The organism is Pseudomonas fluorescens (assembly GCF_000802965.1).
Classification (GTDB): Bacteria; Pseudomonadota; Gammaproteobacteria; order Pseudomonadales; family Pseudomonadaceae; genus Aquipseudomonas; species Aquipseudomonas fluorescens_A.
Genome location: NZ_JSAK01000030.1, coordinates 1,162 through 24,204 on the forward strand (window position 1 = coordinate 1,162; position 23,043 = coordinate 24,204).

25 protein-coding genes are annotated in these 23,043 nt (G+C 59.5%); 8 read left to right on the top strand and 17 right to left on the bottom strand.

The window, feature by feature from the left end; all coding sequences use genetic code 11:
- Nucleotides 1-67: 67 nt before the first annotated feature.
- Nucleotides 68-697, bottom strand: coding sequence for an MOSC domain-containing protein (locus NL64_RS23100; RefSeq protein ID WP_253277102.1), 630 nt, complete (start codon nucleotides 695-697; stop codon nucleotides 68-70).
- 162 nt (nucleotides 698-859) lie between these two features.
- Here NL64_RS23100 and NL64_RS23105 point away from each other — a divergent pair, with 162 nt between their 5' ends.
- The gene (locus NL64_RS23105) at nucleotides 860-1,738 is read left to right on the top strand and encodes a LysR family transcriptional regulator (protein ID WP_034150380.1); all 879 of its coding nucleotides are present in this window, start codon (nucleotides 860-862) and stop codon (nucleotides 1,736-1,738) included.
- A gap of 110 nt (nucleotides 1,739-1,848) precedes the next feature.
- On the opposite strand, the gene NL64_RS23110 is transcribed toward NL64_RS23105, so the two are convergent.
- Genes NL64_RS23110 through NL64_RS23125 form a run of 4 tightly spaced genes read right to left on the bottom strand, consistent with a single transcriptional unit; the run spans nucleotide 1,849 to nucleotide 5,470 of the window.
- Nucleotides 1,849-2,868 carry an NAD(P)H-dependent flavin oxidoreductase gene (locus NL64_RS23110; protein ID WP_034150381.1) on the bottom strand — a complete coding sequence of 340 codons (1,020 nt, stop codon included), beginning with the start codon at nucleotides 2,866-2,868 and terminating at the stop codon, nucleotides 1,849-1,851.
- 3 nt (nucleotides 2,869-2,871) lie between these two features.
- Nucleotides 2,872-3,426, bottom strand: coding sequence for a cytochrome b (locus NL64_RS23115; RefSeq protein ID WP_034150382.1), 555 nt, complete (start codon nucleotides 3,424-3,426; stop codon nucleotides 2,872-2,874).
- A 59-nt stretch (nucleotides 3,427-3,485) separates the two neighbouring features.
- Entirely contained in the window at nucleotides 3,486-5,159 is a 1,674-nt protein-coding gene (locus tag NL64_RS23120) for a cation acetate symporter (protein WP_034150383.1), read from the bottom strand.
- A complete protein-coding gene (locus NL64_RS23125; RefSeq protein ID WP_034150384.1) occupies nucleotides 5,156-5,470 on the bottom strand; it encodes a DUF485 domain-containing protein in 315 nt (104 codons plus the stop codon). Before NL64_RS23125 ends, NL64_RS23120 begins: the two co-directional genes overlap by 4 nt.
- A gap of 271 nt (nucleotides 5,471-5,741) precedes the next feature.
- On the opposite strand from NL64_RS23125, the gene NL64_RS23130 reads away from it, so the two are divergent.
- Nucleotides 5,742-6,641, top strand: a complete 900-nt coding sequence (locus NL64_RS23130) for a LysR family transcriptional regulator (RefSeq protein ID WP_034150385.1) — start codon at nucleotides 5,742-5,744, stop codon at nucleotides 6,639-6,641.
- On the opposite strand, the gene NL64_RS23135 is transcribed toward NL64_RS23130, so the two are convergent.
- Together NL64_RS23135 and NL64_RS23140 are read right to left on the bottom strand one after the other, a co-directional pair.
- Nucleotides 6,625-7,860, bottom strand: coding sequence for an MFS transporter (locus NL64_RS23135; protein ID WP_052321286.1), 1,236 nt, complete (start codon nucleotides 7,858-7,860; stop codon nucleotides 6,625-6,627). The two genes, NL64_RS23130 and NL64_RS23135, sit on opposite strands and share 17 nt — an antisense overlap.
- Nucleotides 7,857-9,092, bottom strand: a complete 1,236-nt coding sequence (locus NL64_RS23140) for a YbfB/YjiJ family MFS transporter (protein ID WP_034150386.1) — start codon at nucleotides 9,090-9,092, stop codon at nucleotides 7,857-7,859. Before NL64_RS23140 ends, NL64_RS23135 begins: the two co-directional genes overlap by 4 nt.
- 333 nt (nucleotides 9,093-9,425) lie before the next feature.
- Here NL64_RS23140 and NL64_RS23145 point away from each other — a divergent pair, with 333 nt between their 5' ends.
- Nucleotides 9,426-10,454, top strand: coding sequence for a D-cysteine desulfhydrase family protein (locus NL64_RS23145; RefSeq protein ID WP_034150387.1), 1,029 nt, complete (start codon nucleotides 9,426-9,428; stop codon nucleotides 10,452-10,454).
- 74 nt (nucleotides 10,455-10,528) lie between these two features.
- On the opposite strand, the gene NL64_RS23150 is transcribed toward NL64_RS23145, so the two are convergent.
- Complete coding sequence (locus NL64_RS23150; protein ID WP_034150388.1) at nucleotides 10,529-10,990, bottom strand: HvfA family oxazolone/thioamide-modified RiPP metallophore; 462 nt, start codon at nucleotides 10,988-10,990, stop codon at nucleotides 10,529-10,531.
- Between the two features lie 535 nt (nucleotides 10,991-11,525).
- On the opposite strand from NL64_RS23150, the gene NL64_RS23155 reads away from it, so the two are divergent.
- Nucleotides 11,526-11,744 (top strand): DUF4287 domain-containing protein, encoded by a 219-nt coding sequence (locus NL64_RS23155; protein ID WP_034150389.1) that lies wholly within the window; start codon nucleotides 11,526-11,528, stop codon nucleotides 11,742-11,744.
- A 67-nt stretch (nucleotides 11,745-11,811) separates the two neighbouring features.
- Here the strand turns inward: NL64_RS23155 and NL64_RS23160 are convergent, their stop codons facing one another.
- Together NL64_RS23160 and NL64_RS30180 are read right to left on the bottom strand one after the other, a co-directional pair.
- Nucleotides 11,812-12,207 carry a hypothetical protein gene (locus tag NL64_RS23160; RefSeq protein ID WP_034150390.1) on the bottom strand — a complete coding sequence of 132 codons (396 nt, stop codon included), beginning with the start codon at nucleotides 12,205-12,207 and terminating at the stop codon, nucleotides 11,812-11,814.
- A 50-nt stretch (nucleotides 12,208-12,257) separates the two neighbouring features.
- Nucleotides 12,258-12,656: a hypothetical protein gene (locus tag NL64_RS30180; RefSeq protein ID WP_155292776.1), complete on the bottom strand. Its 399-nt coding sequence runs from the start codon at nucleotides 12,654-12,656 to the stop codon at nucleotides 12,258-12,260.
- A gap of 270 nt (nucleotides 12,657-12,926) precedes the next feature.
- Between NL64_RS30180 and NL64_RS23165 the strand changes: the two genes are divergently transcribed.
- Complete coding sequence (locus NL64_RS23165; RefSeq protein ID WP_034150391.1) at nucleotides 12,927-13,382, top strand: glycine zipper 2TM domain-containing protein; 456 nt, start codon at nucleotides 12,927-12,929, stop codon at nucleotides 13,380-13,382.
- A 100-nt stretch (nucleotides 13,383-13,482) separates the two neighbouring features.
- Here the strand turns inward: NL64_RS23165 and NL64_RS23170 are convergent, their stop codons facing one another.
- The 3 genes from NL64_RS23170 to NL64_RS23180 are packed head-to-tail and all read right to left on the bottom strand — an operon-like array spanning nucleotide 13,483 to nucleotide 17,017.
- Nucleotides 13,483-14,715, bottom strand: coding sequence for a nucleoside permease (locus tag NL64_RS23170; protein WP_034150392.1), 1,233 nt, complete (start codon nucleotides 14,713-14,715; stop codon nucleotides 13,483-13,485).
- A gap of 44 nt (nucleotides 14,716-14,759) precedes the next feature.
- Entirely contained in the window at nucleotides 14,760-15,812 is a 1,053-nt protein-coding gene (locus NL64_RS23175; RefSeq protein WP_052321290.1) for a sugar phosphate isomerase/epimerase family protein, read from the bottom strand.
- Nucleotides 15,813-15,850: 38 nt separating this feature from the next.
- Nucleotides 15,851-17,017 (bottom strand): Gfo/Idh/MocA family protein, encoded by a 1,167-nt coding sequence (locus tag NL64_RS23180; protein WP_034150394.1) that lies wholly within the window; start codon nucleotides 17,015-17,017, stop codon nucleotides 15,851-15,853.
- A gap of 189 nt (nucleotides 17,018-17,206) precedes the next feature.
- On the opposite strand from NL64_RS23180, the gene NL64_RS23185 reads away from it, so the two are divergent.
- The gene (locus NL64_RS23185; RefSeq protein WP_034150412.1) at nucleotides 17,207-18,208 is read left to right on the top strand and encodes a LacI family DNA-binding transcriptional regulator; all 1,002 of its coding nucleotides are present in this window, start codon (nucleotides 17,207-17,209) and stop codon (nucleotides 18,206-18,208) included.
- A 17-nt stretch (nucleotides 18,209-18,225) separates the two neighbouring features.
- On the opposite strand, the gene NL64_RS23190 is transcribed toward NL64_RS23185, so the two are convergent.
- Nucleotides 18,226-18,564 carry a hypothetical protein gene (locus NL64_RS23190; protein ID WP_034150395.1) on the bottom strand — a complete coding sequence of 113 codons (339 nt, stop codon included), beginning with the start codon at nucleotides 18,562-18,564 and terminating at the stop codon, nucleotides 18,226-18,228.
- Between the two features lie 118 nt (nucleotides 18,565-18,682).
- Nucleotides 18,683-19,216, bottom strand: coding sequence for a winged helix-turn-helix transcriptional regulator (locus NL64_RS23195; RefSeq protein ID WP_034150396.1), 534 nt, complete (start codon nucleotides 19,214-19,216; stop codon nucleotides 18,683-18,685).
- A 99-nt stretch (nucleotides 19,217-19,315) separates the two neighbouring features.
- Between NL64_RS23195 and NL64_RS23200 the strand changes: the two genes are divergently transcribed.
- Entirely contained in the window at nucleotides 19,316-19,939 is a 624-nt protein-coding gene (locus tag NL64_RS23200; RefSeq protein ID WP_034150397.1) for an isochorismatase family cysteine hydrolase, read from the top strand.
- A 7-nt stretch (nucleotides 19,940-19,946) separates the two neighbouring features.
- Nucleotides 19,947-21,512 carry an aldehyde dehydrogenase (NADP(+)) gene (locus tag NL64_RS23205; RefSeq protein ID WP_034150398.1) on the top strand — a complete coding sequence of 522 codons (1,566 nt, stop codon included), beginning with the start codon at nucleotides 19,947-19,949 and terminating at the stop codon, nucleotides 21,510-21,512.
- Nucleotides 21,513-21,559: 47 nt separating this feature from the next.
- On the opposite strand, the gene NL64_RS23210 is transcribed toward NL64_RS23205, so the two are convergent.
- Together NL64_RS23210 and NL64_RS23215 are read right to left on the bottom strand one after the other, a co-directional pair.
- Nucleotides 21,560-22,627 carry a GGDEF domain-containing protein gene (locus NL64_RS23210; protein ID WP_253277103.1) on the bottom strand — a complete coding sequence of 356 codons (1,068 nt, stop codon included), beginning with the start codon at nucleotides 22,625-22,627 and terminating at the stop codon, nucleotides 21,560-21,562.
- 211 nt (nucleotides 22,628-22,838) lie between these two features.
- Nucleotides 22,839-23,036, bottom strand: coding sequence for a YbdD/YjiX family protein (locus tag NL64_RS23215; RefSeq protein ID WP_034150399.1), 198 nt, complete (start codon nucleotides 23,034-23,036; stop codon nucleotides 22,839-22,841).
- Between the last annotated feature and the right edge of the window lie 7 nt (nucleotides 23,037-23,043).

Genomic DNA, 23,043 nt, shown 5'->3' on the forward strand with positions numbered 1-23,043 from the left:
AACATAGAATCTCCCACAGGAATCGAGTACGACCGCAAAACTCAGGTGGGCTGTCAGATCGCCCGGGTCAGTTAACGTTGTCAGCGCGCTTTTGCAGATACTTCGCCCGCTCGGACAGGCGTCTCTTCCAATCCTCGGCCAGACCCTGCGCAGCCGCCAGTGCGAATAGATCATCGATCACCGGCCGGTGCGCCAACTGCACCTGCCAGAACTGGTCGATAGAGAAGCGTTCGGTGTGCCGCTCCAGCAGCTCGATCCGCCCCTCCGCTTCGATGAAGCCCGGCTCAACAATGCGGTAATACCAACCCGTGATGCGCTCCTTGGCGACAAACATAGACATGTGCTCGGCATCAAAACGATGGTTGATCTTCCAGCACGGACTGCGCGGTTGGGAGACCTGCAACACACTGCTGCCAACCCGGAACACATCACCGATGTGCACGTTGCATTCGGAGAGCCCGGACGCCGAAATATTCTCCCCCAGGCTACCCGCTACCAGTTGCGAAGCGCTATCCGGAAATGCCTGTGCCAGACGCTCATAATTCTGCGCCGCATACTGGTGTACCGCCTTTTCCGGGCCGCCGTGCACTCGGGTATCACCGTGCTGGTCACCGACAATGCCATGCCGCTCCACGCGCACGGGGCCAGCGTGCCGTTGTTTGAAGATGCCCGTGCGCTGCCCTTCGGGCTGCAACACGCCCAGGCCTCCGGCGAAAACATGGTCGATTTTCGAAGTGAGTGTCATTGGTCGAACTGCGCTTTTTAGTCGGTTTTGGCCACTTTACTAACCGCTGTCGACGATCGTAAAGTGATCGTTAAGTATGCTGACAATCACTTTTTCTGATGGATGGTGACGATCATGGAAATGCGCCAACTGAAGATTTTCTGCGCCGTGGCCGAACTGGGCAGCTTCACCGCCGCCGCGTTGCAGGTGAATACCGTGCAGTCCAACGTCACCATGCGCGTGAAGGAACTCGAAGCCGAACTCAACCGCGAGCTGTTTATCCGCAAGAAGTCGGGTGTTGTGCTCACGTCGGCGGGCGAGACGTTCCTGCCTTACGCGCGGCGCATCCTGCAACTCACCGATGAGAGCCGCAGCGCCCTGATGGACACCGGCAGCCCGAGCGGTCTGCTGCGGCTGGGCTCAATGGAAACCACCGCCGCCATCCGCTTGCCGCAAGTGCTGACCAAGTACCGCGAGCAGTATCCCGACGTGCAGTTGTCGTTGCTGACCGGGACAACGGTGGAGCTGATCAAGGCGATTGAAGCTCATCGGCTCGACGGCGCATTCGTAGGTGGATTCCACCAGAACTCGGCGTTGTTCCAGGAAGAGGTGTTTTCCGAAGAACTGGTGCTGGTCAGCAGCAGCCAGTTCGATTCATTGCCGGCGCTGATGGACAAGATGCCTCAGCAAACCGTGCTGGTGTTCCGCACGGGGTGCTTCTATCGCTCAACGCTGGAAAACTGGTTCTACCAGGTGGGGCTGGTGCCGAACCAGATCATGGAACTGGGCACCCTCGACGGCATCCTTTCGTGCGTCGCCGCCGGCATGGGCGTGACCTTGCTGCCCAAGACCATCGCGGAAAATTGCAGCGTGCGGCATGCGATCCACTGGCACACGCTGCCGCCCGAATTCGCCAATGTCTCCACCGTGTTCATCCGCCGCAATGACTCGATGATCACCTCGGCCATGAGCGCGTTCGTGGGTTTGGCGCAACAGCAAAATGCGCGACCCTGACTACTGTAGGAGCCGGCTTGCTGGCGATAGCGGTGTGTCAGTCGTCATCCATGTTGTTGATGCGCCGCCATCGCCAGCAAGCCGGCTCCTACAGGTGATCCGGGGAGCGGTTATTGCCAGCCGAGTGTCCTGCGCTGCTCATTCAGAAACCGCCCTGTGGCGGAATAGTCAGTGAAGCTGCTCTCAGCGACGGGCTGTTGGTCCAAACCACGCGCCAGCTCCGCCACCCGCTCCGCCGCCGGGACCACACTGTGAATCTTGCCCACACCCTGCCCCGCATACAGCGACAGCTTCTTCGCCATCCGCGGCTTGTCGATTGCCCGGGCACCGCCGCCGATCAAGCGCAGCAGGTTCCACTTGTCCCGGTTCGGAATCACCCGGTGCGGTGTGCCGTAGGTCCATCCGAACGAGTAGCCGGTGCGGTACTCGGTGTCATCAGTGGTCGCCTCGACAATCTTCTGCTTGTACAGCGGATGCGCATTCGATTCATCGGTGGCAATGAACGCCGTGCCCACCACCACCCCCGAAGCCCCAAGCGACATCAATGCGCGGACATCGTCGCCGTTGACGATGCCACCGGCCGCGAGTACCGGCCGGCCCTCGGCGACTGCGAAGATCGAGGTCAACAGCGGCATGATGCCGATCGTGCCGCGATTCAAGTGACCACCACTTTCACTGCCCTGGGCGATGATGATGTCCGCGCCCTGGGCGATGGCGATTCTGGCCAGCTCCACCGACCCCGCTTGCACCATGACCACCAGCCCGGCGTCTTTCGCCCGGGGAATCATGTCGGCAGCATACTTCTCGGCATAAAACAGCGACAGCAGTTTGGGTTTTTCCTTGAGGATCACCTGAAACTGCGCTTCAAAGACATCTGGCCCGCCGAACTGCGGCACCAGGTTCACACCAAAAGGCTGATCGGTCAGTGCGCGGGTTTCCTGTATCCAGCGGCGCAGGGCCAATGGCGGCAAGCGCAAGCCACCAAGGACGCCCATGCCCCCGGCGTTGGCCACGGCGCCCACCAGTTGCGGACCTGAAATGGCCGCCATGCCACCGAGAAAAATCGGGTACTTCACACCGCAGAGCCGGGTGATCGCGTTACCGGCAAAATCGAATTTGGCTTCGTTCATGACTCACAGCTCCACATGTTTTCCAAGCATCCGCTTGAGCGTGTTGTTCTTCAGGAGAAAGTGATTCTTGACCGCGCCGAAGATGTGCAGCGCCAGCCCGGCGAGGAACGCCGAGGCGCCGATGTTGAACAGCACATCCACCACGTGTTTCAAGGTTGGGTTAGTGGGCAGGAGTGTCGGAATCCACAAGCCACCGGGCAGTTGCACCACCTCTCCGGCGGCTGAGCGTGAAGCCCATACCGCAACTGGCAGCAGCACCATGGCCAGGGCCAGCGACACCGCCACCGAACGGCTGATGATCACTTCAATGGGATTGGGTGTGCCCACCGGCAGCGGATGATAAGAGGTGATCCGCGCCCAGAATCGATAAATCGAGACGAGGAACAGAATCAACCCGAGCAGGTTTTGCACCCTGCCCAGCCCCATCCTCAGTGCCTCGCTTGAGGCTTGTCCAATCGACAGTTGCAGAACAAAAATCGCCAGCAGCGAAAATGCCACGACCCAGTGCAGCGCAACGGTGATGGGTGAAAATCTCAAGCCATTGTCTCTAAGTTGCATGGCTGACTCCTTTTGCAAAGGACGCAAATCAGGAAAGGAAAAGAGTGATCGGCCGCGTCTTAATGGCTGACCGCTTGCGAGGCGCCGAGGCCGGTCTGGGCACGAATCAGCTGATCATCGAACAGCTCGCGCTCAAGCACCGCCCCGCGACTGCGATCAGTGACCGAGCCTAGCCAGGTGAAGAAGAACGCCACGTTCATCGAGATGATTGCCGGGTAGTCGTACGGGAAAATCGCCTCGGCGTTGCCCAACACCTTGACCCACACCGCAGGCGAGAGAATCACCAGGCTGACCGCGCTCACCAGTCCTGCGACACCACCAATCAACGCACCACGTGTGGTCAGGCCTTTCCAGTACATCGAGAGCACGAGGATCGGGAAATTGACCGAAGCCGCCACGCCAAAGGTCAGCGCCACGAGAAACGCGATGTTCTGATCCTTGAACAGAATCCCCAGCACCACCGCGACAATGCCGATGCCCACCGAGGCGATTCGCGACACCCGGCGTTCGTCTTTGGCATCCGCCCGGCCCTTCTTGATCACCATCACGTAGAGGTCATGGGAGATCGCCGATGTGCCGGCCATGGTCAGCCCGGACACCACCGCCAGAATCGTCGCAAACGCCACGGCGGAAATGAAACCGAGCAGCAGGTCGCCGCCCACGGCTTTGGCCAGGTGCATCACCGGCATGTTGCCGCCGCCGATCAATTTGCCCGCCAGATTCCCGCCCTCGTAGAACGCCGGGTCTTGTCCAACGATCACGATGGCAGCCAGCCCCAGCACCGCCACGATCAGGTAGAAAAAGCCGATGAAACCGGTGGCGACGAACACCGATTTGCGCGCTTGCTTGGCGTCCGGAACGGTGAAGAAGCGCATGAGGATGTGCGGCAGTCCCGCCGTGCCGAACACCAGGCCCAGTGACAACGAAATCAATGACAGCGGATCGGCCACCAGTTTGCTCGGCAGCAGAATCCGCTCGCCATCGTGATGCGCGGCCACGGCTTTTTCGAACAACAGATCGAAGGAAAAGCCGAATTTGCTCAACGCCAGGAATGCCAGCAAGGTTCCGCCCAACAGCAGCAATCCGGCCTTGATGATCTGCACCCAGGTGGTGGCGACCATGCCGCCAAAGGTGACGTAGACCGCCATCAACAGCCCGACAGCAATGACCGCATAGTTGTAGGGCAGACCGAACAGCAACTGAATCAACTGCCCCGCCCCCACCATCTGCACCACCAGATAAAAGCACACTACCGTCAGCGAACCGAAGGCGGTCATGGTGCGGATGCGGTTTTGATCGAGTCGGAAAGACGCGATGTCCGAGATGGTGATGCGCCCCAGATTGCGGATGCGCTCGGCGAACAGAAACAACAGCAACGGCCAGGCGACAAAGAAGCTGATCGAGTACAACACGCCGTCGAAGCCGTTGAAGAAAATCATGCTGGTGACGCCCAGCAATGCCGCCGCCGACATGTAGTCACCGGCCAGCGCCAGGCCGTTCTGGAAACCGGTGATACCGCCGCCGGCGTTGTAGAAGTCATCCATGGATTTGGTTTTGGAAGCGGCCCAGTACGTGATGCCCAGGGTCGTCACGACGAAGACCAGGAACATGCTGATCGCAGTGATATTGATCGGTTGTTTTTCGACGTTCTGCAACACGTCGGCGGCCATGGCGCGCGCGGCGAATGCGCTGAGCAGAACAGGCAGGATGAGGTTGCGCAGGAGGCGTTTCATACAATGGCCCCCGCGCGGATTTCTGCGGTCAGTGCATCGAACTCACCGTTGGCACGAAGGATGTAGAGCCCGGTGAACAACCAGGCCCCGATGATGAACACCAGGCCCAGCGGCCAACCGATGTTGATGATGCTGGTTGCGGAAAGCTTCGTCGCCAGAAGCTGAGGGGAAAACGCAGCGACGAGGATGAACGTGAAGTACGGGACAAGCGTGGCGGCCGTCAGGCTGGCGACGAATCTTCGCTGCCTTGAGACCAAATCCTTGTAACGGGGGTGGTTCCGAATTCTCGACGATTCAGTTGCATGGTTCACGTTGACTCCGTGTAGCAGTGGTTGCGTTATTGTTGTTCCACAGCCTCAGATTCGAAGACTCGATCCGCCACTGGCTGCGGTATCTGTGCCCCTTCAACCTATGCCCGGCACATGATCATGTAAAATGATCATTTGTGATTCAGTTGATCGTTTTTCGTGAACCTTCAGCGTCTTGATTCTGCCTTGTGCTCACAACCAATAACGTCGACACTCATCTCCTCAGCGCTGATTTTTCTGAGTCGGTTATTCCTGTTTGAGATAGGTGAATTCGGTGGACGTGACGGATCTCAAGGTGGTGGACGCGGTGGCCCGCCACGGCAGCATGAACAAGGCCGCGAGCGAGTTGAACACCGTGCAGTCGAACGTTTCGGCGAGGATTCGCTCGCTGGAAGACGAGCTCGGCGTGGCGCTTTTTCAACGCAGCGCCAGAGGCGTGCAAGTGACGCCGGCGGGTCGGCGAATCCTGCCATTTGCGGCGCGACTGTCGAAGTTGCTGATGGATGCGTCGAGTGCCGCGCGCGATGACGGTCACCCAAAAGGTGTGTTGGAAATCGGCACGCTGGAGACCACACTGGCGATGCGTCTGCCGCTGCTGATCGCACAGTTTGCCAAGGCGTACCCTGAGGTTCGCCCGGTGGTTCGCACGGGTACTACGTGCAGCCTGATCCAGGGGGTAATCGACTGTAAGCTCGAGGGCGCGTTCGTCGCCGGTCCGGTCAATCACCCGGAACTGCTGAGTGAAGGTGCGTTTCGCGAAGAGCTTGTGCTGGTCACTTCCCCTGCCCTGCGCAGCCTCGACGACATCGCCGGCGTCGACCATCTGAAAACCGTGGTGTTTCGCATCGGTTGTTCCTATCGCCAGCGCCTGGACACCTTTTTGGTGAGCCTGGGTGTGGTGGCGCCCGAGCCGCTGGAGTTCGGTTCGATCGAAGCGATCATTGCCTGCGTATCGGCCGGGGTCGGGGTCACGTTGTTGCCCAGAGGCGTTGTCACTCAAGCTGCCCGCGACGGGTCGGTCGCGGTGCATGAGCTACCGGCAGAATTGGCGGAGGTTGAGACCGTTTTCGTGCGCCGCATCGACGGTTATTTTTCCAGCGCACTGGCGACCTTTTTGCACAGCGTACGACTGGACGGTGTCACCGCAACGGCCCCCGCTACTGTGGCGCTGTAGCGACCAGCGCCGCATCCACGCGATGTCTGACCCAGCCATTGATCGCGGCGCACAGCACCAATAACGCGCCGGTCACCAGGAACACATGATGCAAGCCGAAATGCGCGCCGATCTGGCCACCGATCAGTGGCCCGATCACCTGCCCTGAAAACTGCGCCGATTGCAGATAGCCCAGGACTTTGCCGGTGTTGTGTTCTTCGACTGAATGGCGGATCAGCTTGGCAATCGCCGGCAGCAGCCCGGCGATGGTCATGCCCATGACACCGCGAAGAACCGCCAGTTGCCACCATTGCGTGACATAAGCCTGGGGCAACATGACGAGGGCCGTTAATACCAGGCAGCCAATGATCACGTTCCAACTGCCGACGCGATCCGCCAGCGCTCCCAACCTGGCGGCGGTCAAAATACTGCCCAACGCCGAACAGGCCATCACCACACCAGCAATCCGCGCCTGATCATCCAGCGCCACGCCGAGGTGACCGATGTAGACGGTGATGATTGGTTCGATCGACATGTTGGCCAACAGCACCATCATCGCGGTCATCAGCAACGCGGCAATGATTGGCCATCGGGAAGTGACGCCTTCGGAAGGTGTTTGGGTGCCGCGTCGTGCCCCGTCCGACTCACGATTGAAGTCCTCACGAATGAGCAGGATGGTCGTAATCGCCGCCACCGCGATCATGGCGCCGCCGACAAAAAAGGTGCCACGGATGCCGACAAACTGCGGCAAGAATCCACCCACCAGCGGCCCGATCAGGTTACCGGACAAAGCTCCCGTGGACAGAACTCCCAGCGCCCAACCCGCCTTCTCGCGCGGCACTTGTGAGCCGATCATCACGATGGACGCCGATGCGTAGCCACCGATGAGGCCGGCGACCAGGCGCAGCACCACCAGATCGGTCACGTTCCGCGCCAACCCGATCAACGACATCACAACGGCCATGCCAATCGCCGCGCGGATCAACATCGGTTTGCGCCCATATCGATCCGCGAGCCGCCCCCAGATCGGCGCCGTAATCGCCGTGCCAAAAAACGTTGCGCCGAAGGCCACGGCTGACCACTGCACTACATCGGCCTGGTCTGTCACGCCCAGTTGCTGCACGTAAAGAGGCAGGAACGGCAACAGCATGCTCAAGCTCACCAGCGTGGTGAACGAGCCGAACACACAAACGGCCAGGTTGCGACGCCAGTAGGGAAGATTGCGTTCGGCGTAATTCACTTGCTCAGATCCTCGCCTGTCGAAACCGGGTGGCTGGCACTTCTGGCCAGCGCAATCACATCAATGACAAACGCCATCAACATGGCCGACGTGCCGATGAGGAACAGCAGGCTGTAGTTACCGCCGCTGTAGGAAAACAGGAATGACAACCCATAGGCGGCGACCGCTTGGAACAAGGCAAAACCCACCGTCGCGGTTTGCCAGGCGGCGGTTTGTTGCGCGGGATGCCTGGCAAGGATTTCGTGAACCCGACCCAGCACCAGCGGCACCGTACCGGTGACAAACGCGCCGACGATCACACTGGATGCCATCAGCCAAACGCTGCCCAGCCCGAATGCCGGCACTGCGACGCTGATCGCTTCGATGATGAATGACACCCGCAACGCGCGACCGAAGCCGACCCGATCCGCCAACACCCCCGCCAGCAACGGGCCAACGGTGGCGCCGATGCCAAACAGCACCCAGTACTGCGCCCCGGTTTGCAGGCCTTGGCCGAGGCCTCGGGCGACAAAATCCACCAGGAAAATCATGTGTGGCACCCAACCGGCGGCGTTGAGGGCGTATTCGACGTACAGCGCCTTGAGGGTGCCGTTGGGTGCAGGGCGACGGTGATGCACGGTGCTGGCGACCGGGGCGTTTTCCGTCGGCCATCCGCGCCAGGCAATGGCGGTCAGCAGCAGCGCGATCACCCCGAGACCCAGCCAGGTTTGCGCCAGTCCCTGTTGCAACAGTAGAGGCACCAAGGTTCCGGAAGCCGCAATCCCGACGCCCACGCCCATGAAAATCACCCCACCCGCCAAGCCACGTCGGGATGGCGGCACGTGAGCCAAAACCGTAGGCGCGGCCAACACCATCAACGCGCCACCGGCTACACCGGACAGGAAGCGCCATGCGAAAAACCAGGCGAAAGACACGGGATAAGCACAGGCGAAAAACGCGATGCTGGCCAGCAGCATCATTGCCCGCAGGGTAAATCGGGTTGAGGTTTTCGCCGCCAGCGAACGTCCAAAAAGCGCCCCGGCCAGATATCCGGCGAGATTCGCCGCGCCGAGGTAAGCCGCTTTGGACGCATCAAACCAATGGGCACCGACGATCGCCGGAAGCAGCGGCGTGTAGGCAAATCGCGCCAGGCCGATGCCCACCAGGCTGGCGGAAAAACCGGCTGCGGTGCCTCGCCATGGGCTGGCTGGTGGATGCGCCGTTATGGCAATTGGTGGCTTCACGCTGTTCATTTTCTGCCCTTCCACTACTTCAGTTGGGCCGACTCTACGCGCGAGGGTTATATCTCAATAAACGAATTAAATAGGTAACCGTTATCTGCTAATGAGATATGCAGCTTGTGGCGAGGGCGCTTGCTCCCGCTGGGTTGCGCAGCGACCCCAAGCCTTTTGGGCCTTTTGGGCCTGCTGCGCAATCCAGCGGGAGCAAGCTCCCTCGCCACAGGGGGTTGAGTGAGGCTTTTGATTACACGGTGTATCAACAGTAATTCCGCGCAAGCGGTATATCTTCCCCCCGGGGCTTTTTACATTGGCCGATCCTCCGTTCCTTCCCAAGAGCGAACCTTCATGCCCCATGACTTGAATCGACTTGATACTGCACTCTCCGCTTACCCTCGGGTGGCATTGCTCGAAGGCCCGACCCCGATCCAGAAGCTGTCACGACTGAGCCAGCTAGCCGAATTCAACGGCTGCAATCTCTACGTAAAACGCGATGACCTGACCGGGCTCGGCGGCGGTGGCAACAAGCTGCGCAAACTGGAATTCCTGCTCGGCGAGGCACTGGCCGAAGGCGCGGACACACTGGTGACCTGGGGCGGCTTTCAATCCAATCACGCCCGACTGACCGCCGCCGTCGCCGCGCGCCACGGCCTGGCTTGCGAACTGATTCTGACCCCGTCCGCCGTGCGCAGCGATGATGACTTTTGCTACAACGGCAACGTCCTGCTTGATGGCTTGTTTGGGGCGAAAGTCCATCGCTTGGCCCGGGGTGTGACACCGGACAGCTACGCTGCCGAGTTGCTCGACACGCTCAAGAGTCATGGAAAAAAACCTTTCGTCATGCCATTGGGCGGTTCCAGCCCTCGCGGCAGTCTGGGCTATGCAGCCTGCGCGTCGGAGATCCTGCGCCAATCCGATACGCTGGGTGTGCAATTCGAGCGAATCATCGTCCCCAATGGCAGCGCCGGGACCCATTCAGGATTGCTGGCCGGCGTGACGCTGGCGCAGTCATCCACGGAAGTCATCGGCTACTCCGTGTTGGCAACCGAGGAACAGGCAACGGCCACGACGCTGGAAAAAACCCGGCAAGCGTTGCAGCTCCTTGACCCTGCCTCTTCATTGGCCGATAGCGCGGTTAGCGTCGATGGCAGTCAGCGCGGCGAAGCCTATGGCGCGCCAACCGATGCCATGCTGGAAGCCGTGCGGTTGCTGGCATCCCACGAAGGATTACTCATCGATCCGGTTTACGGCGGCAAGGCCTTCGCCGGTTTGCTGGCCGCTGTGCGCCGCGGTGATTTCCCGGCGGGCAGCAACCTGCTGTTTGTGATGACGGGCGGCTTGCCCGGCCTTTTCGCCTATCGCAGTGCCTTTGACTGACCGGGCTTTTCAGCAGGCATAAAAAAACCTCCCCGGGCGCGAACCCGGGGAGGTTTTTTTGATACGTCGAGGGATCAGCCCTGGGCTTTGCTCATTTTGGTGAACAGCTCGGTCGGCACTTTCTTGCCGTTGGAAGTGAACTGGTTGGTGCGGAATTTGTAGACCTCGCCTTCGGAGAGGAAACCGTCGTTATTGGTGTCCATCGCCTTGAATTCCTCACCACCCTGCGGGGCCACGGTCAGCAGTTCTTTCAGCGAGACGCGGCCGTCGTGATCGGTGTCGGTACGGGCGAACGACGCATCGCCGCACTTGCCTTCACCGCATTTGCCTTCGCTGGTCTTGGTCGCTTTGGCTTCGGTTTCGCCAGCACCGCACTTGCCTTCGCCACACTTGCCTTCACTGGTCTTTTCCGCGGCGGCGAGTTGGTAGCCTTGTGGCAGCGCTTCTGCGGCGAAGGCAGTCGAAGCGAGGTTCATGCTGCCGGCCAGTGCAACAGCGATCAGGCCAATACGGGATTTGTTCGACATACGGGACATGGTGATTCTCCGGATACTGTGTGCGGCCGAGCCGCTTAGGGTCACTGCCACAAGGGCGATAAGCCGTGGTGCGAGGGCGTTTGCTTTCTCGCTAAGGCAGGGCTATTTGACGGCAGTGGTGTATCCGGGATGTATCCGGATCAAGGGCATTTGTAAGCCAGTCTGCTCACACGGGGCTGGGATACACAGCGATACATAGGCGATCCCAACATCACACACAACCCTGTGGCGAGGGAGCTTGCTCCCGCTGGGCTGCGCAGCGGCCCCAAAAGATCGCAGCCTGCGGCAGCTCCTACAGGTTTACGCGGTCCCTTGTAGATATCGACTTGCCCCGAACTCGCTAAACAATCCAGCTTCACTCACATACCTGTGGCGAGGGAGCTTGCTCCCGCTGGGCTGCGCAGCGGCCGCAAAAGATCGCAGCCTGCGGCAGCTCCTACAGGTTTACGTGTGTTCCTGACTTTTCGTAATCAGCCAACTAAAATCATGGCGTTACGTACCATCTGAACATCAAAGCAGAAAGGGAGTTTGCATCATGACCGAAGATACAAAAGCCAAAGGACCCGCCTCGTACTTCCCTTCGATAGAGAAAAAGTACGGGCAGCCCATCTCTCACTGGTTGGATCTACTGAAAACGGTGAGCACCAAGAAGCATATGGAGATGGTGGCCTGGCTCAAAACGGAGCACGGCATGGGTCATGGCCATGCCAATGCGTTAGTCGCCTATCATTTGGCAGCCGCCAAAAACAGCTAGCCATGCGGCCGAGTCGTCGCTACGTTGACGTGGTGCCGGCAAATCGGCGCCCCTTTTATCCGGAAATTCATTGGGGACTCAGTGTGTAGTGGTAGTGCACCGCGCCAGTATCCGGATGCACCAGCCAGTAGTCATCTTTGTCCTTTTTGAGTCGATAACACTCTTTGGGGATTTTGGCCCCAGTGAAACAAATCACGCCATCGTTGACGGCCCAATACTCTGTCTCTGGCGGATTACCCGACAATTTGAATATTTCGGTGCCATCCGCGTTGAAACTCAATGAGTATGGCAACCCCGTAGGTCCGACATTATTCAGTTTGTTTCCAATCAAGGTGCTGCGGACCTGGGCATCATCAAGTGCCACTGCTGAAGCACTTACCGGCTTCACCGTTTTTTCGCCAGTCGAAGCACAACCGGACAAGACAAGCGCCAGCAAAACACAACTCCAATATTTAATAAGCATGTTGCACCTCTACAGAGGTTCTCTCTGAAATACTCATTAATTAGACAAATCTAATGAGCGGTGAATTTGTTGTTGGTTGTATTTTTCACACTGTCGACAAACCAGATCGTGACGCCATCACTTAATACTTTATTGCATTCCTTGCCATATTTTTGATACGTAATACAGATGACGTCTTCGGTGATGACCCACGTACCAGATTGCATGGATTCACTGGAAATCTGGATCCTGGCGGTCCCGTCAGGGCTTAGTGTTTCAGAAAAAGGATACCCGGTGGATGTAACGCTGGAGTGTTTGCGACCAATGACTGTCGAGTTTATCTCGCTGCCACTTAGTTGTTTCGCGTGCGCCGGCGCATCGGCATGAGCATCAACTGCCGCTTGATGACCAGAGGATGAGCAACCCGTTATAAATAGCACCACAGCGGCGCAAAGGATTTTCTTGTTCACTGCCTTCACCCTTTCAACTTCAAATATAAGGAGAAACAAGCTTCATAATAGACACACTACAGCCCGCTTATATAATCAATCACGATATAGTTAATAGCGCGACTTACTTCGAAAAGTTAATGCCTACAAAGTTGTAAATTATCCGGACACTATAATTAGTTGCAGCAGCCTCCATCGCCAAAAAATCGCCCATCACATATCTGGATTTTTCGTCTAGCGTAATGGGGTGCGTTTCCATGATCCATGCCCTCTACACGATGGAGTTCGACGATGAAAACTTTCGCTTCCTGGCTGACGATTTCGCTGTTGAGTGTGCTGCTGTGCGCCTGTGCCGCAGTTGACGCCGGGAGCGGAGGCGCTGGCGAGATGGAGATTCGCTCGGGGAAAATCGAGCAGATTTCCCAGGTCCAGATGCAGACTAACCACGACAGCGGGGTTGGCGCCATATTGGGCGGCATCGGCGGTGTTGCACTCGGCAGTCTGATCGGGCGTGGCACCGGTCGGGACGTTGCGATGGTCGCCGGCGCCCTGGCCGGTGCGGCCGGTGGCAACTATGCGGAAAAGAAAAAATACGATCAGCCAAAAGCCGGGCAGCAAATTATTGTCAGGACCAACAGCGGCGTTTTGGTTTCGGTGACCCAGCCGATCAATCCGTCACTGACCAAAGGCATGAGCGTTTATGTTGAAGGTACCGGCAGCGAAGCACGGGTAGTGCCTCAAGGCTGATCCTGTCTCTAAATGGCAACCCCGTTACAGCGGTCGGGTTTCAGGGCTCGCAATGTTCTGAGTCGGAGGTCACTGAAGACCTCCGACAAATCCTCCCTCGTCAGACCGTCGTCTGCACCACCGCAGCCTGCCGCCCCTTGAACGCCTGGGCAAAACAGAAAAAGATCGCCAGGGCAAAACCAGCCGGGAACAGCCAGATGCTTTTCCAGTCATGGCTACCCGCCGTCGCGGCGTAATGGTCGGTCACCTGCCCCGCCACCCAGAAACCGATCAACATGCCCAAGCCGTAAGTCGCCAGCGTAATCAAACCCTGGGCGGAACTTCTGAAGCGTTCCGAAGCCTTGGCGTCGGTGTAGATCTGCCCGGAAACGAAGAAGAAGTCATAGCAGATGCCGTGCAAGGCGATGCCGGTGAACAGCATGAAGGCCAGGTCGCCGTTGTTGCCGTAGGCGAACAACAGGTAGCGCAAGGCCCAGGCCAGCATCCCCACCAGCAGCGCAATCTTGATCCCGAAGCGGTGAATGAACAGCGGCAGCAGCAACATGAACAGCACTTCGGACACCTGACCGATGGCCATTTTCGCCGTCGGGTTGGTCACGCCGATTTCCGCCAGGAACGGGTTGGCATTCTGGTAGTAAAACGCCAATGGGATGCAAATCAGGATCGAGGCGATGAAGAACACCAGATAGCTACGATCCTTGAGCAGACCCAAGGCATCCAGCCCGAGCATCTGCTTGAGGCCGCCGGTTGATTCGCCTTTCAGCGGTGCGGTTCGCGGCAAGGTGAAGCTGTAGAGGCCCAGCAGCAGCGATGCAATGGCCGACATCAGGAAGGTGTTGCGCAACCCGCCCGATGAGATCGCCGCTTGCGAGTCCCAGGCAAACACAAAACTGATCACCACGCCGGCGACGATCCAACCGATGGTGCCCCACACACGAATGCGCGAAAACTCCAGCGCCGGGTTAGTCATCTGGCGGAACGCAACGGAATTGACCAAAGCCAAAGTCGGCATGTAGATCATCATGTAGGCCAGCACGAACGGATAGAACGTAGTGAAGTCCGGTGCTCGATACAGCTGATAGAGCAACACCGCGCCCACCAGATGCAGTACAGCAAGGATGCGTTCGGCATTGAAGAACCGGTCGGCGATCAAACCGATCACGAACGGCGCGATGATCGCCCCCCATGACTGGGTCGAGAACGCCATGCCGATCTGCCCGCCAGTGGCGCCCAGATTGCTCGCGAGGAAGGTGCCAAGGGTGACGAACCAGCCACCCCAGATAAAGAACTGCAGGAACATCATTGCGCTGAGCCGCGCGGTCATCGTGGTCATAACTGTCACCGTCTTATTGTTGTTTTTGTACGAGAGAATGGGATTCAGGCGTCGGGCAGCCCCAGCAGCTTTCGATTGAAAGCGGCATCGGACGAGACGCTGGCGAAATCGTCGAAGGCCTTGCGGGTCTTGTTGATCATGTGTGCCTCGATGAACGCGGCGCCTTCTGCGGCACCCTGCGCGGAATCCTTCAGGCAACACTCCCACTCCAGCACCGCCCACCCGGCGAAGTCGTATTGCGTCAGTTTGCTGAAGATCGATTTGAAGTCGATCTGGCCATCGCCCAATGAGCGGAAACGCCCCGGCCGCTCCACCCAGCCCTGATAGCCGCCGTAGACACCGGAACGGGCATCGGGCCGGAATTCGGCGTCCTTGACGTGGAACATTCGGATGCGCGCGTGGTAGCGATCGATGAAGCCGAGGTAGTCCATTTGCTGCAGCAGCAGATGGCTCGGGTCATACAGAATCGCCGCGCGCGGATGGTGATCGACCGCCTCCAGGAAGCGCTCGAACGAGGCGCCGTCGTGCAGGTCTTCGCCGGGGTGGATCTCGTAGCACAGATCGACGCCGGCCTCTTCGAAACAATCGAGAATCGGCAACCAGCGCTTGGCCAGTTCGGCAAAACCCTGCTCGACCAGCCCGCTCGGCCGCTGCGGCCAAGGGTAGATGTAGGGCCAGAGCAGTGCGCCGGAAAAGGTTGCGTGCGCCTTCAAGCCCAGACGCTGACTGGCGCGCGCGGCCAGCTTCAACTGATCGATGGCCCATTCGGTACGCGCCTGGGGTTGGCCGCGCAAATGAGCCGGTGCGAAGTCATCGAACAACGTGTCGAACGCCGGATGCACCGCCACCAGTTGGCCTTGCAGATGCGTCGACAACTCACTGATTTCGACACCGGCCTGGGCGCAGACAGCCTTCAATTCGTCGCAGTAGCTTTGGTCTTCAGCGGCGCGCTCAAGGTCGATGAACTGGGTGCCGAGCGTTGGCAATTGAATAGCTTTGTAACCCTGGGACGCTGCCCAGTGGGCGATGTTGGCCAAGGTATCGAAAGGCGCTGCGGCGGACATGAATTGCGCGAGGAAAATCCCCGGGCCGCGCATGCCGGTTGCGGTCGTGTCGGTCATGGAAGTCTCCAGAGTCATGGGGTGCAGACCAGTTCGGTCCATTTGGCGTCGCCGCGATGATTGGCAATCACGGTTTCGATGAAAGCCATGCCGCGCAGACCAACGTCGATCCCGGGCACGCCGGGGGCATCGTGGCCTGCGACCTCGCCACGAATCGCGCGGGCAAAATCGCCGTAGAGATTGGCCATGGCCTCCAGATAGCCTTCGGGATGCCCGGCAGGCAAACGCATGCGTTGGCTGGCGGCGGCGCACAGCCAAGGCTGGCCGACGCCGGAACGCAAGATACGCAAGGGCTGATCGAGGGCGCGATGGATCAGGCTCGCAGGTTCTTCCTGACGCCATTCCAGCCCGCCCTTGTCGCCATAAACGCGGATCTTCAGCGGGTTTTCTTCGCCTGCACAGACCTGGCTGGCGATCAGCACGCCGCTGGCGCCATCCGCCATCTTGAACAGCATCGAGGCGTCATCGTCCAACTGGCGGCCTGCGATGTGTACGCCCAACATGGCGCACAGGTGCTGGATCGGTTGATCCGCGACAAACTCGGCCAGGGAAAAGGCGTGGGTGCCAATGTCACCAATGCAACCGCCCAAACCGGACTGTTCGGGTCGGTCGCGCCATTCGGCCTGCTTGTTGCCCTGCCCGGCCACGTCCTGGCTGAGCCAGCCTTGGGGATACTCGACAATCACCTTGCGCACCGTACCGATCACGCCGCTGCGCACCATCTCCTGCGCCTGCCAGACCATCGGGTAACCCAGATAGGTATGGGCCAGGCCGTAGAGACGGCCGCTGCGCTCGACCACGTCTTTGAGGGCGAGCAATTCGGCCAGATTCAGCGCCGCCGGTTTTTCGCTGAACACGTGAAAACCCGCGCTCAGTGCCTGGCTGGCGACCGGCGCGTGCAAGTGGTTGGGGGTGACGATCACCACCAGTTCCATGCGCTGTTCGGCGGGCAACACGCGCTCGGCCTCGATCATTTGCTGCCAGTCGCTGTAGCAGCGCGAGGCCTCTAAACCGAGTGCGGCAGCGGTGTTCTGATTGTTCTGTGGATCCCGGCTGAACGCCCCACACACCAGTTCAAAACGGCCATCGAGCCCGGCGGCCTGACGGTGGGCTTGAGCGATGAATGCGCCCTCACCGCCCCCGACGAATCCCATTCTTATTTTTGCCACTGCAGCGTTCATCGCAATTTCTCTGTTCGAAACGGGCTTTTCAGGTTGAATCCCGGTCATGATGTAACCGGTTACATCGTGGCGGAAATTTAGGCTCAGTTTCGGGGCCTGTCAAACCCCGGATTAGAATCGATGAACATTTTGGCGCATGGCCAACCTGCGTTAAGCTCGCCAGCCGTGCGGTTCGATAACGAGGTGATTTTGTCCAATATCCGTGAAGTAGCCCGGCTGGCCGGCGTCTCGGTGGCCACGGTGTCCAGGACCCTGAAATCGCCCGAGCGCGTGCTCCCGGAAACCCGGGACAAGGTCAACGCGGCCGTGGAACAGGCCGGCTACCGGCCGAACCTGATGGCGGTGCAGTTTCGCTCGCGCCGTACCGGCAACCTGGTGATTCTGGTGCCGGCGATTGCCAACACCTTTTTCGCCCGAGTCATCAGCGGTGCGCAGCAGGCGGCTCAGGCGGCCAACTATCGGTTGCTGTTGTGCGACACCCAGGGCCGCGAGGAGATCGAACGGGAATTCGCCGAGCTGGTGTACAACCATCAGGCCGACGGCGTTATCCAGTTGCGCGCCTATGACCCGTTTCAGACGCCCTTCCCCAGCACCGAAATGCCGCCCATCGTCAATGCTTGCGAGGTGATTCAAGGCGGGCGACATCCGACCATCAGCCTGGATAACCGAGCGGCCGCCAAGGCCATGACCGAACACCTGATCGAACTGGGTCATCGCCGGATCGGCCTGATCAAAGGGCCGAAAAGCAGCCCGCTAACCCGCGATCGCGTGGCCGGTTATCAGGACGCCTTGCGTGAGGCCGGCATCGACTCCGACCCGGCATTGATCTGCCACGGTGATTTCAGTCTGAAGGCCGGTGATGAAGGTGCAGCCGCGATGCTGCAATTGCCCGAGCGCCCCACTGCGCTGTTTTGCGAAAACGATGAAATGGCCATCGGCGCGTTGAAACGCATCAAGCAGCTGGGCTTGCGGGTGCCCGAGGATATTTCGCTGGTGGGTTTCGACGACATTCCTTTCGCGGCGTACTGCGACCCGCCGCTGACGACCATTGCGCAACCCGCCGAAGTCTTCGGCCAGAAAGCCGTCGAGATGCTGATTTCGCTGATCGAAAAAAAACCGCTGGCACAGCGGCATGTGGTGTTGCCGTTCGAATTGACGTTGCGCGGCAGCACGGCAGCCGTCAACCCGTAACGGTTTCGGCTAGCGCCTTAAAGGCATTCCTGCGCCGCGCGTTCAAGCCTGGAAGGCCCGAACGTCGACGCTAACAACGTGCGCTCGTACAAGAAAACCTTGCCGCCATTCGACGCCTTGTAGGCCTCAAGCACGTCGTTTGCAGCGACTTTGCTTGAAACCACGATGCGATAGCTGCGTTGGGTTTCCGACACCGTCGCGTTTAGCGCGTCTTCTTGCAGTTTGGGCAAGACACAGTGGGCGTAGTCCCCGGGGGCTTTTTTCGTTTGCAGCGTCAGTGTCGGGTCGTTCGGCGTGGAAGCACAGCCCGACAACAGCAAGGATGCGACAAGCGCCGATCGGGTAAACATGTTCATCGCGCCGATTCCTGGAGAAGGTTTTAGTTGGGCGCGATTTTCCTTGTTTCCCGGCAAAACAGAACTTGTGATCGGTGATGGTCACTATTATTCGAACGAATAGTGAAAGCGGCGCTCGTCAGTCGGTGTTATCGACGGCTGCAGCGCCGGCCTTGCGATTGCCTTTGAACGCGTCACGGCGTGCCTGTCGTTCGGTGGCGTAGGCTTCGCTCGGCTCGCTGATCAACTCATCCCGGTGCAGCAGTTCTCCGCAATGCTCGCACAGCGGCCCCAGCCCGGCAGGATGCCTGCAAGTCTGGTGGGTATAGCGCACGGCCACCCCCTCCTCTGCCGATTTGCACCAGGTTTCGCCCCAGGCACGCAGCGCCAGAATCACCGAGTAAAACGCCTGGCCTTTTTCGCTGAGGTGGTACTCGTAGCGCGGCGGCCGCTCGCTGTACGCACGACGCACGACCATCCCGTCAGCCTCCAGACTTTTCAAGCGTGCAGCGATCATTTGCGGCGTTCCGCCTGTCTGCGCCTGGATCTCGTCGTAGCGATGGTTACGCATGAACAACTCGCGCAACACCAGCACGGTCCAGCGATCACCGACGATCGCCTCAGCCTTGTCAATCGGGCACAGGGTTTGAGCAGAACTATTCTTTACCGCCATACGGGCTTGCCTCTTTCGCAGTAACTATGATTATCATATCAACAATGCCACGGGGCAAGCCCGGGGCACAGGTCAGTCAATTTCTCTGGAGAACTCGTCATGCCGAATGCTGCTTATCCTCTCGATCGCACCGCCTATTTGCTGGTCGATCCGTATAACGATTTTCTGTCTGACGGCGGCAAAATCTTCCCGCTGGTCAAACCGATTGCCGACCAGGTCGGTCTGCTCGACAACTTGCGCGCCCTCGACCGCACCGTCCGCGCCCTCGACATTCCGGTGTTCATCGTACCGCACCGGCGCTGGGAACAAGGCGACTACGAAAACTGGGATCACCCGAGCCCGACCCAATGCAAGATCCAGCACATGCACCACTTCGCTCGCGGCGAATGGGGCGGTGAATGGCACCCCGATTTCGCACCTCAAGAAGGCGACGTTGTCGTTCAAGAGCACTGGGGTTCCAGCGGTTTCGCCAATACCGACCTGGATTTTCGTCTCAAACAAAAAAGCATCACCCACGTGATCATCGTCGGTCTGCTGGCCAACACCTGCATCGAGGCCACTGCCCGTTACGCCCAGGAACTCGGCTACCACGTGACCTTGGTGCGCGACGCCACCGCCGCGTTCAAGCCGGAAATGATGCACGCCGCCCATGAACTGAACGGCCCGACCTATGCCCATTCGATTGTGGCAACCGACGAACTCATCGCCAACCTGAAGCAGTGATCACACCATGAAATTGACTGGAAATCTCATCATCGGCGCCAACGAAGTCCCTGCTACGGAAGGGACCATGAAGGCGCTCAACCCCACCACTAACCAACTTATCGAACCGGATTTCGCCTTCGGTGGCGTAGCCGATGTTGACCTGGCGGCGACGCTCGCCGACGAGGCGTTCGATCGTTACAGCCACACTTCGCTCGCCGAGCGTTCGGCGTTCCTCGAACGCATTGCCGACAATCTCGTCGCCGTCAGCAAGGAACTTGCCGCCCGAGCCGCGCTGGAAACCGGTCTGCCCGAGGCGCAACTGGAGGGCGAAGCGATAAAGGCTGCGACGCAGTTCCGCCAGTTCGCCGATGTGGTTCGCAAGGGGCGTTTCCTGCAACTGGCCATCGACCCGGCACAACCTGAGCGCCAGCCGCGCCCGCGAATGGATCATCGACTGCAAAAAATCGCCATCGGCCCGGTGGCGATTTTCGGCGCAAGCAACTTCCCCATCAGTTATTCGGTGGCCGGTGGCGATACCGCTTCAGCGCTGGCTGCCGGCGCGACAGTGATTCTCAAGGCGCACAACGCCCATCCCGGCGCCTCGGAAATTCAGGCGCGGGCCATTCGCCAAGCGGTACAGGACAGCGGCTTGCCGGAAGGTGTGTTCTCGATGGTGCGCGGTGGCGGCAATGCGATTGGCGAAGCGTTGGTCGACCATCCGTTGATCAAGGCCGTGACCTTCACCGGTTCCGAACAAGGTGGAATGGCGTTGTATCGCCGTGCGCAGCTGCGCCCGGAACCGATCCCGGTGTTTACCGAGATGACCAGCGTCAACCCCACATTCATCCTGCCCGAGGCGCTGGCCGTGCGTGGCGCACAGATCGGCGATGGTTTTGTCGAGCGCATGCTGGTCAATGTCGGGCAAGCCTGCCTCAAACCGGCGATCCTGATCGCCATCGAAGGCACAGGTTTCGAAGCCTTGCGCGCGGCGATGGTCAAGCGAGTATCCGACGCACCGGCGCGTCCGATGCTGACACCGGGCATTCACGCGTCCTACAACAGCGGTATCGACCACCTGCAAAGCGCCGGGGCAAATCTGGTGGCTGTGGGCGCGGTATCCCATGCGGACCTTGATGGCCGATCAGCATTGCTCGAAGTCGACGGCCAGCGTTTCCTCAGCGAAACGGCGCTGGCACACGAAGTCTTCGGCCCGGCGGCGTTGCTGGTGAAGGTCAAGGATGAGTCTGAAATGCTCGCGGTGGCGCGTTCGCTGCGTGGTCAACTGAGCGCGGCGATGCACCTTGAACAGGCTGACCTTGAGCTGGCCCAACGCTTGTTGCCGATTCTGGAGCGGCGCACCGGGCGCATTGTCGTCAACGCCTTTGCCCATCCCCAGGAAGTGTCGTTTGCCACCATCCACGGCGGCCCGTTTCCGGCATCGTCGGACAGCCGCTTCACCTCGGTGGGCATGACGTCCATCGAGCGGTTCTTGCGACCGGTGTCGTATCAGGGCTTTCCGGATGCCCTGTTGCCCGAGGCGTTGCGTGAAACCAATCCCCTCGGACTGCTGCGCAGCGTGGACGGTCAATAGACACACGCCACTGAAGGGGACTTGCGCGACTCAATAGCAGCGCAGGTTCACTTCATCACTGCCGTCGATTGCTCAATGCAATGCACCTGGTTACGCCCGTTGCGCTTGGCCTCGTATAACCCGTCGTCCGCGCGCGTCAGCAGGCTTTCCAGGTTGTCGCCGGGTTGCGTGAGCGCGACACCGAAGGACGCCGTGATCGTGTCCAGTACGGTCTCGGTGCCCCGCGCCTTGATCCGCAGTGACTGGGTCTTCAGGCGTAGCAGTTCGGCAAAAGCGCAGGCACTGGCGAGGTCGGCGCAATCTTCAAGCACCACGCAGAACTCTTCACCACCGTAGCGCGCCGCAAAAGCCTTGGCGGGCAGCGCCCCGCGCAACACCTGGCCGACATGCTGGAGCACCCGGTCGCCCAGCGGGTGGCCGTACTGATCATTGAATTGCTTGAAGTGGTCGATATCCAGCATGACCAGCGCCACACGCCGGGAGCGCTTGCCCAGCGCTTGCTCCAGCAGACGAGTGAACGCCGCGCGGTTGAGCAGTTCGGTCAGGCCATCCAGCGTCGCGGCCAACTGAGCCCGTTCGAGCTTGTCTCGCAGGGTCTTGATCTCGCTCTGCGCCGATTGCAGCTGAGAGAGGAACTGTTCCTGCTGGCCCTGCATCACCCGCGTGCTCTGCTGCAGCTCGGTCAAGATGCCCGGCAAGCGCTCGCTGACCGGTTCCGCCAGCATCTCCAGGCACTCGCCGAGACGGTTCTGAAAATTCAGGCTGCCCGCCACACTGCGCGAAACGTCGCGCTCCATGCCATCCACCAGGCTGATGACCTGTTGCTGCTCCGCGCGGGCATCTTCCAGCTCATCGCGAATGATGTACTCGCGAAAAAGCCGGGTCGCCGATTCTGGCGGGAAGTAGTCGAAGTCTTTGAGAACCCGGTCCAGGTGCCGATTGAGCTCCGGTTCCTGACCTTTGCTGTAGGTGTACCAAAGCGCGTAATGCACGGGGTTGGGCGGGATGTTGTGACGAACCATCAGTGGCACGGCTTGCTTGAGCAGGGCCGCTGCCTCGCGGGAGTCTTCCGGATACAGCGCTAGAACGTTCGCACGCGATTCAGATTGGCTCATGGCATCACTGTGGTTGTTTATCATTGGCGATTGGAGAGCCAGTCGAGCATACCGATACGCCCGACAAACGGCTATCCCCGCCAAGCCCCACCGCGATAATAAGTCGCAAGCACAAAAAAACAGGAGCCGGCTTGCTGGCGATGGCGTCAGTGAGATCGCTATCGCCAGCAAGCCGGCTCCTATAGTGCGTTGTTGCCTGGGTTTTATTGCGTTAACAGCACTTCGGCCCAGCCTTGCTGCCGTAACGGGCCTCCTGGCGTTCGCGGAAGAACGCCTCGTAGTCCATCAGCGGTTTGTCCGGGTGTTTGGTTTGCATGTGCTCGACATAATTGTCGTAGTCGGGCATGCCGACCATCAGGCGCGCGGCCTGACCGAGGTATTTACCGAGGCGACTCAAGTCATTAAACATGCTGCAA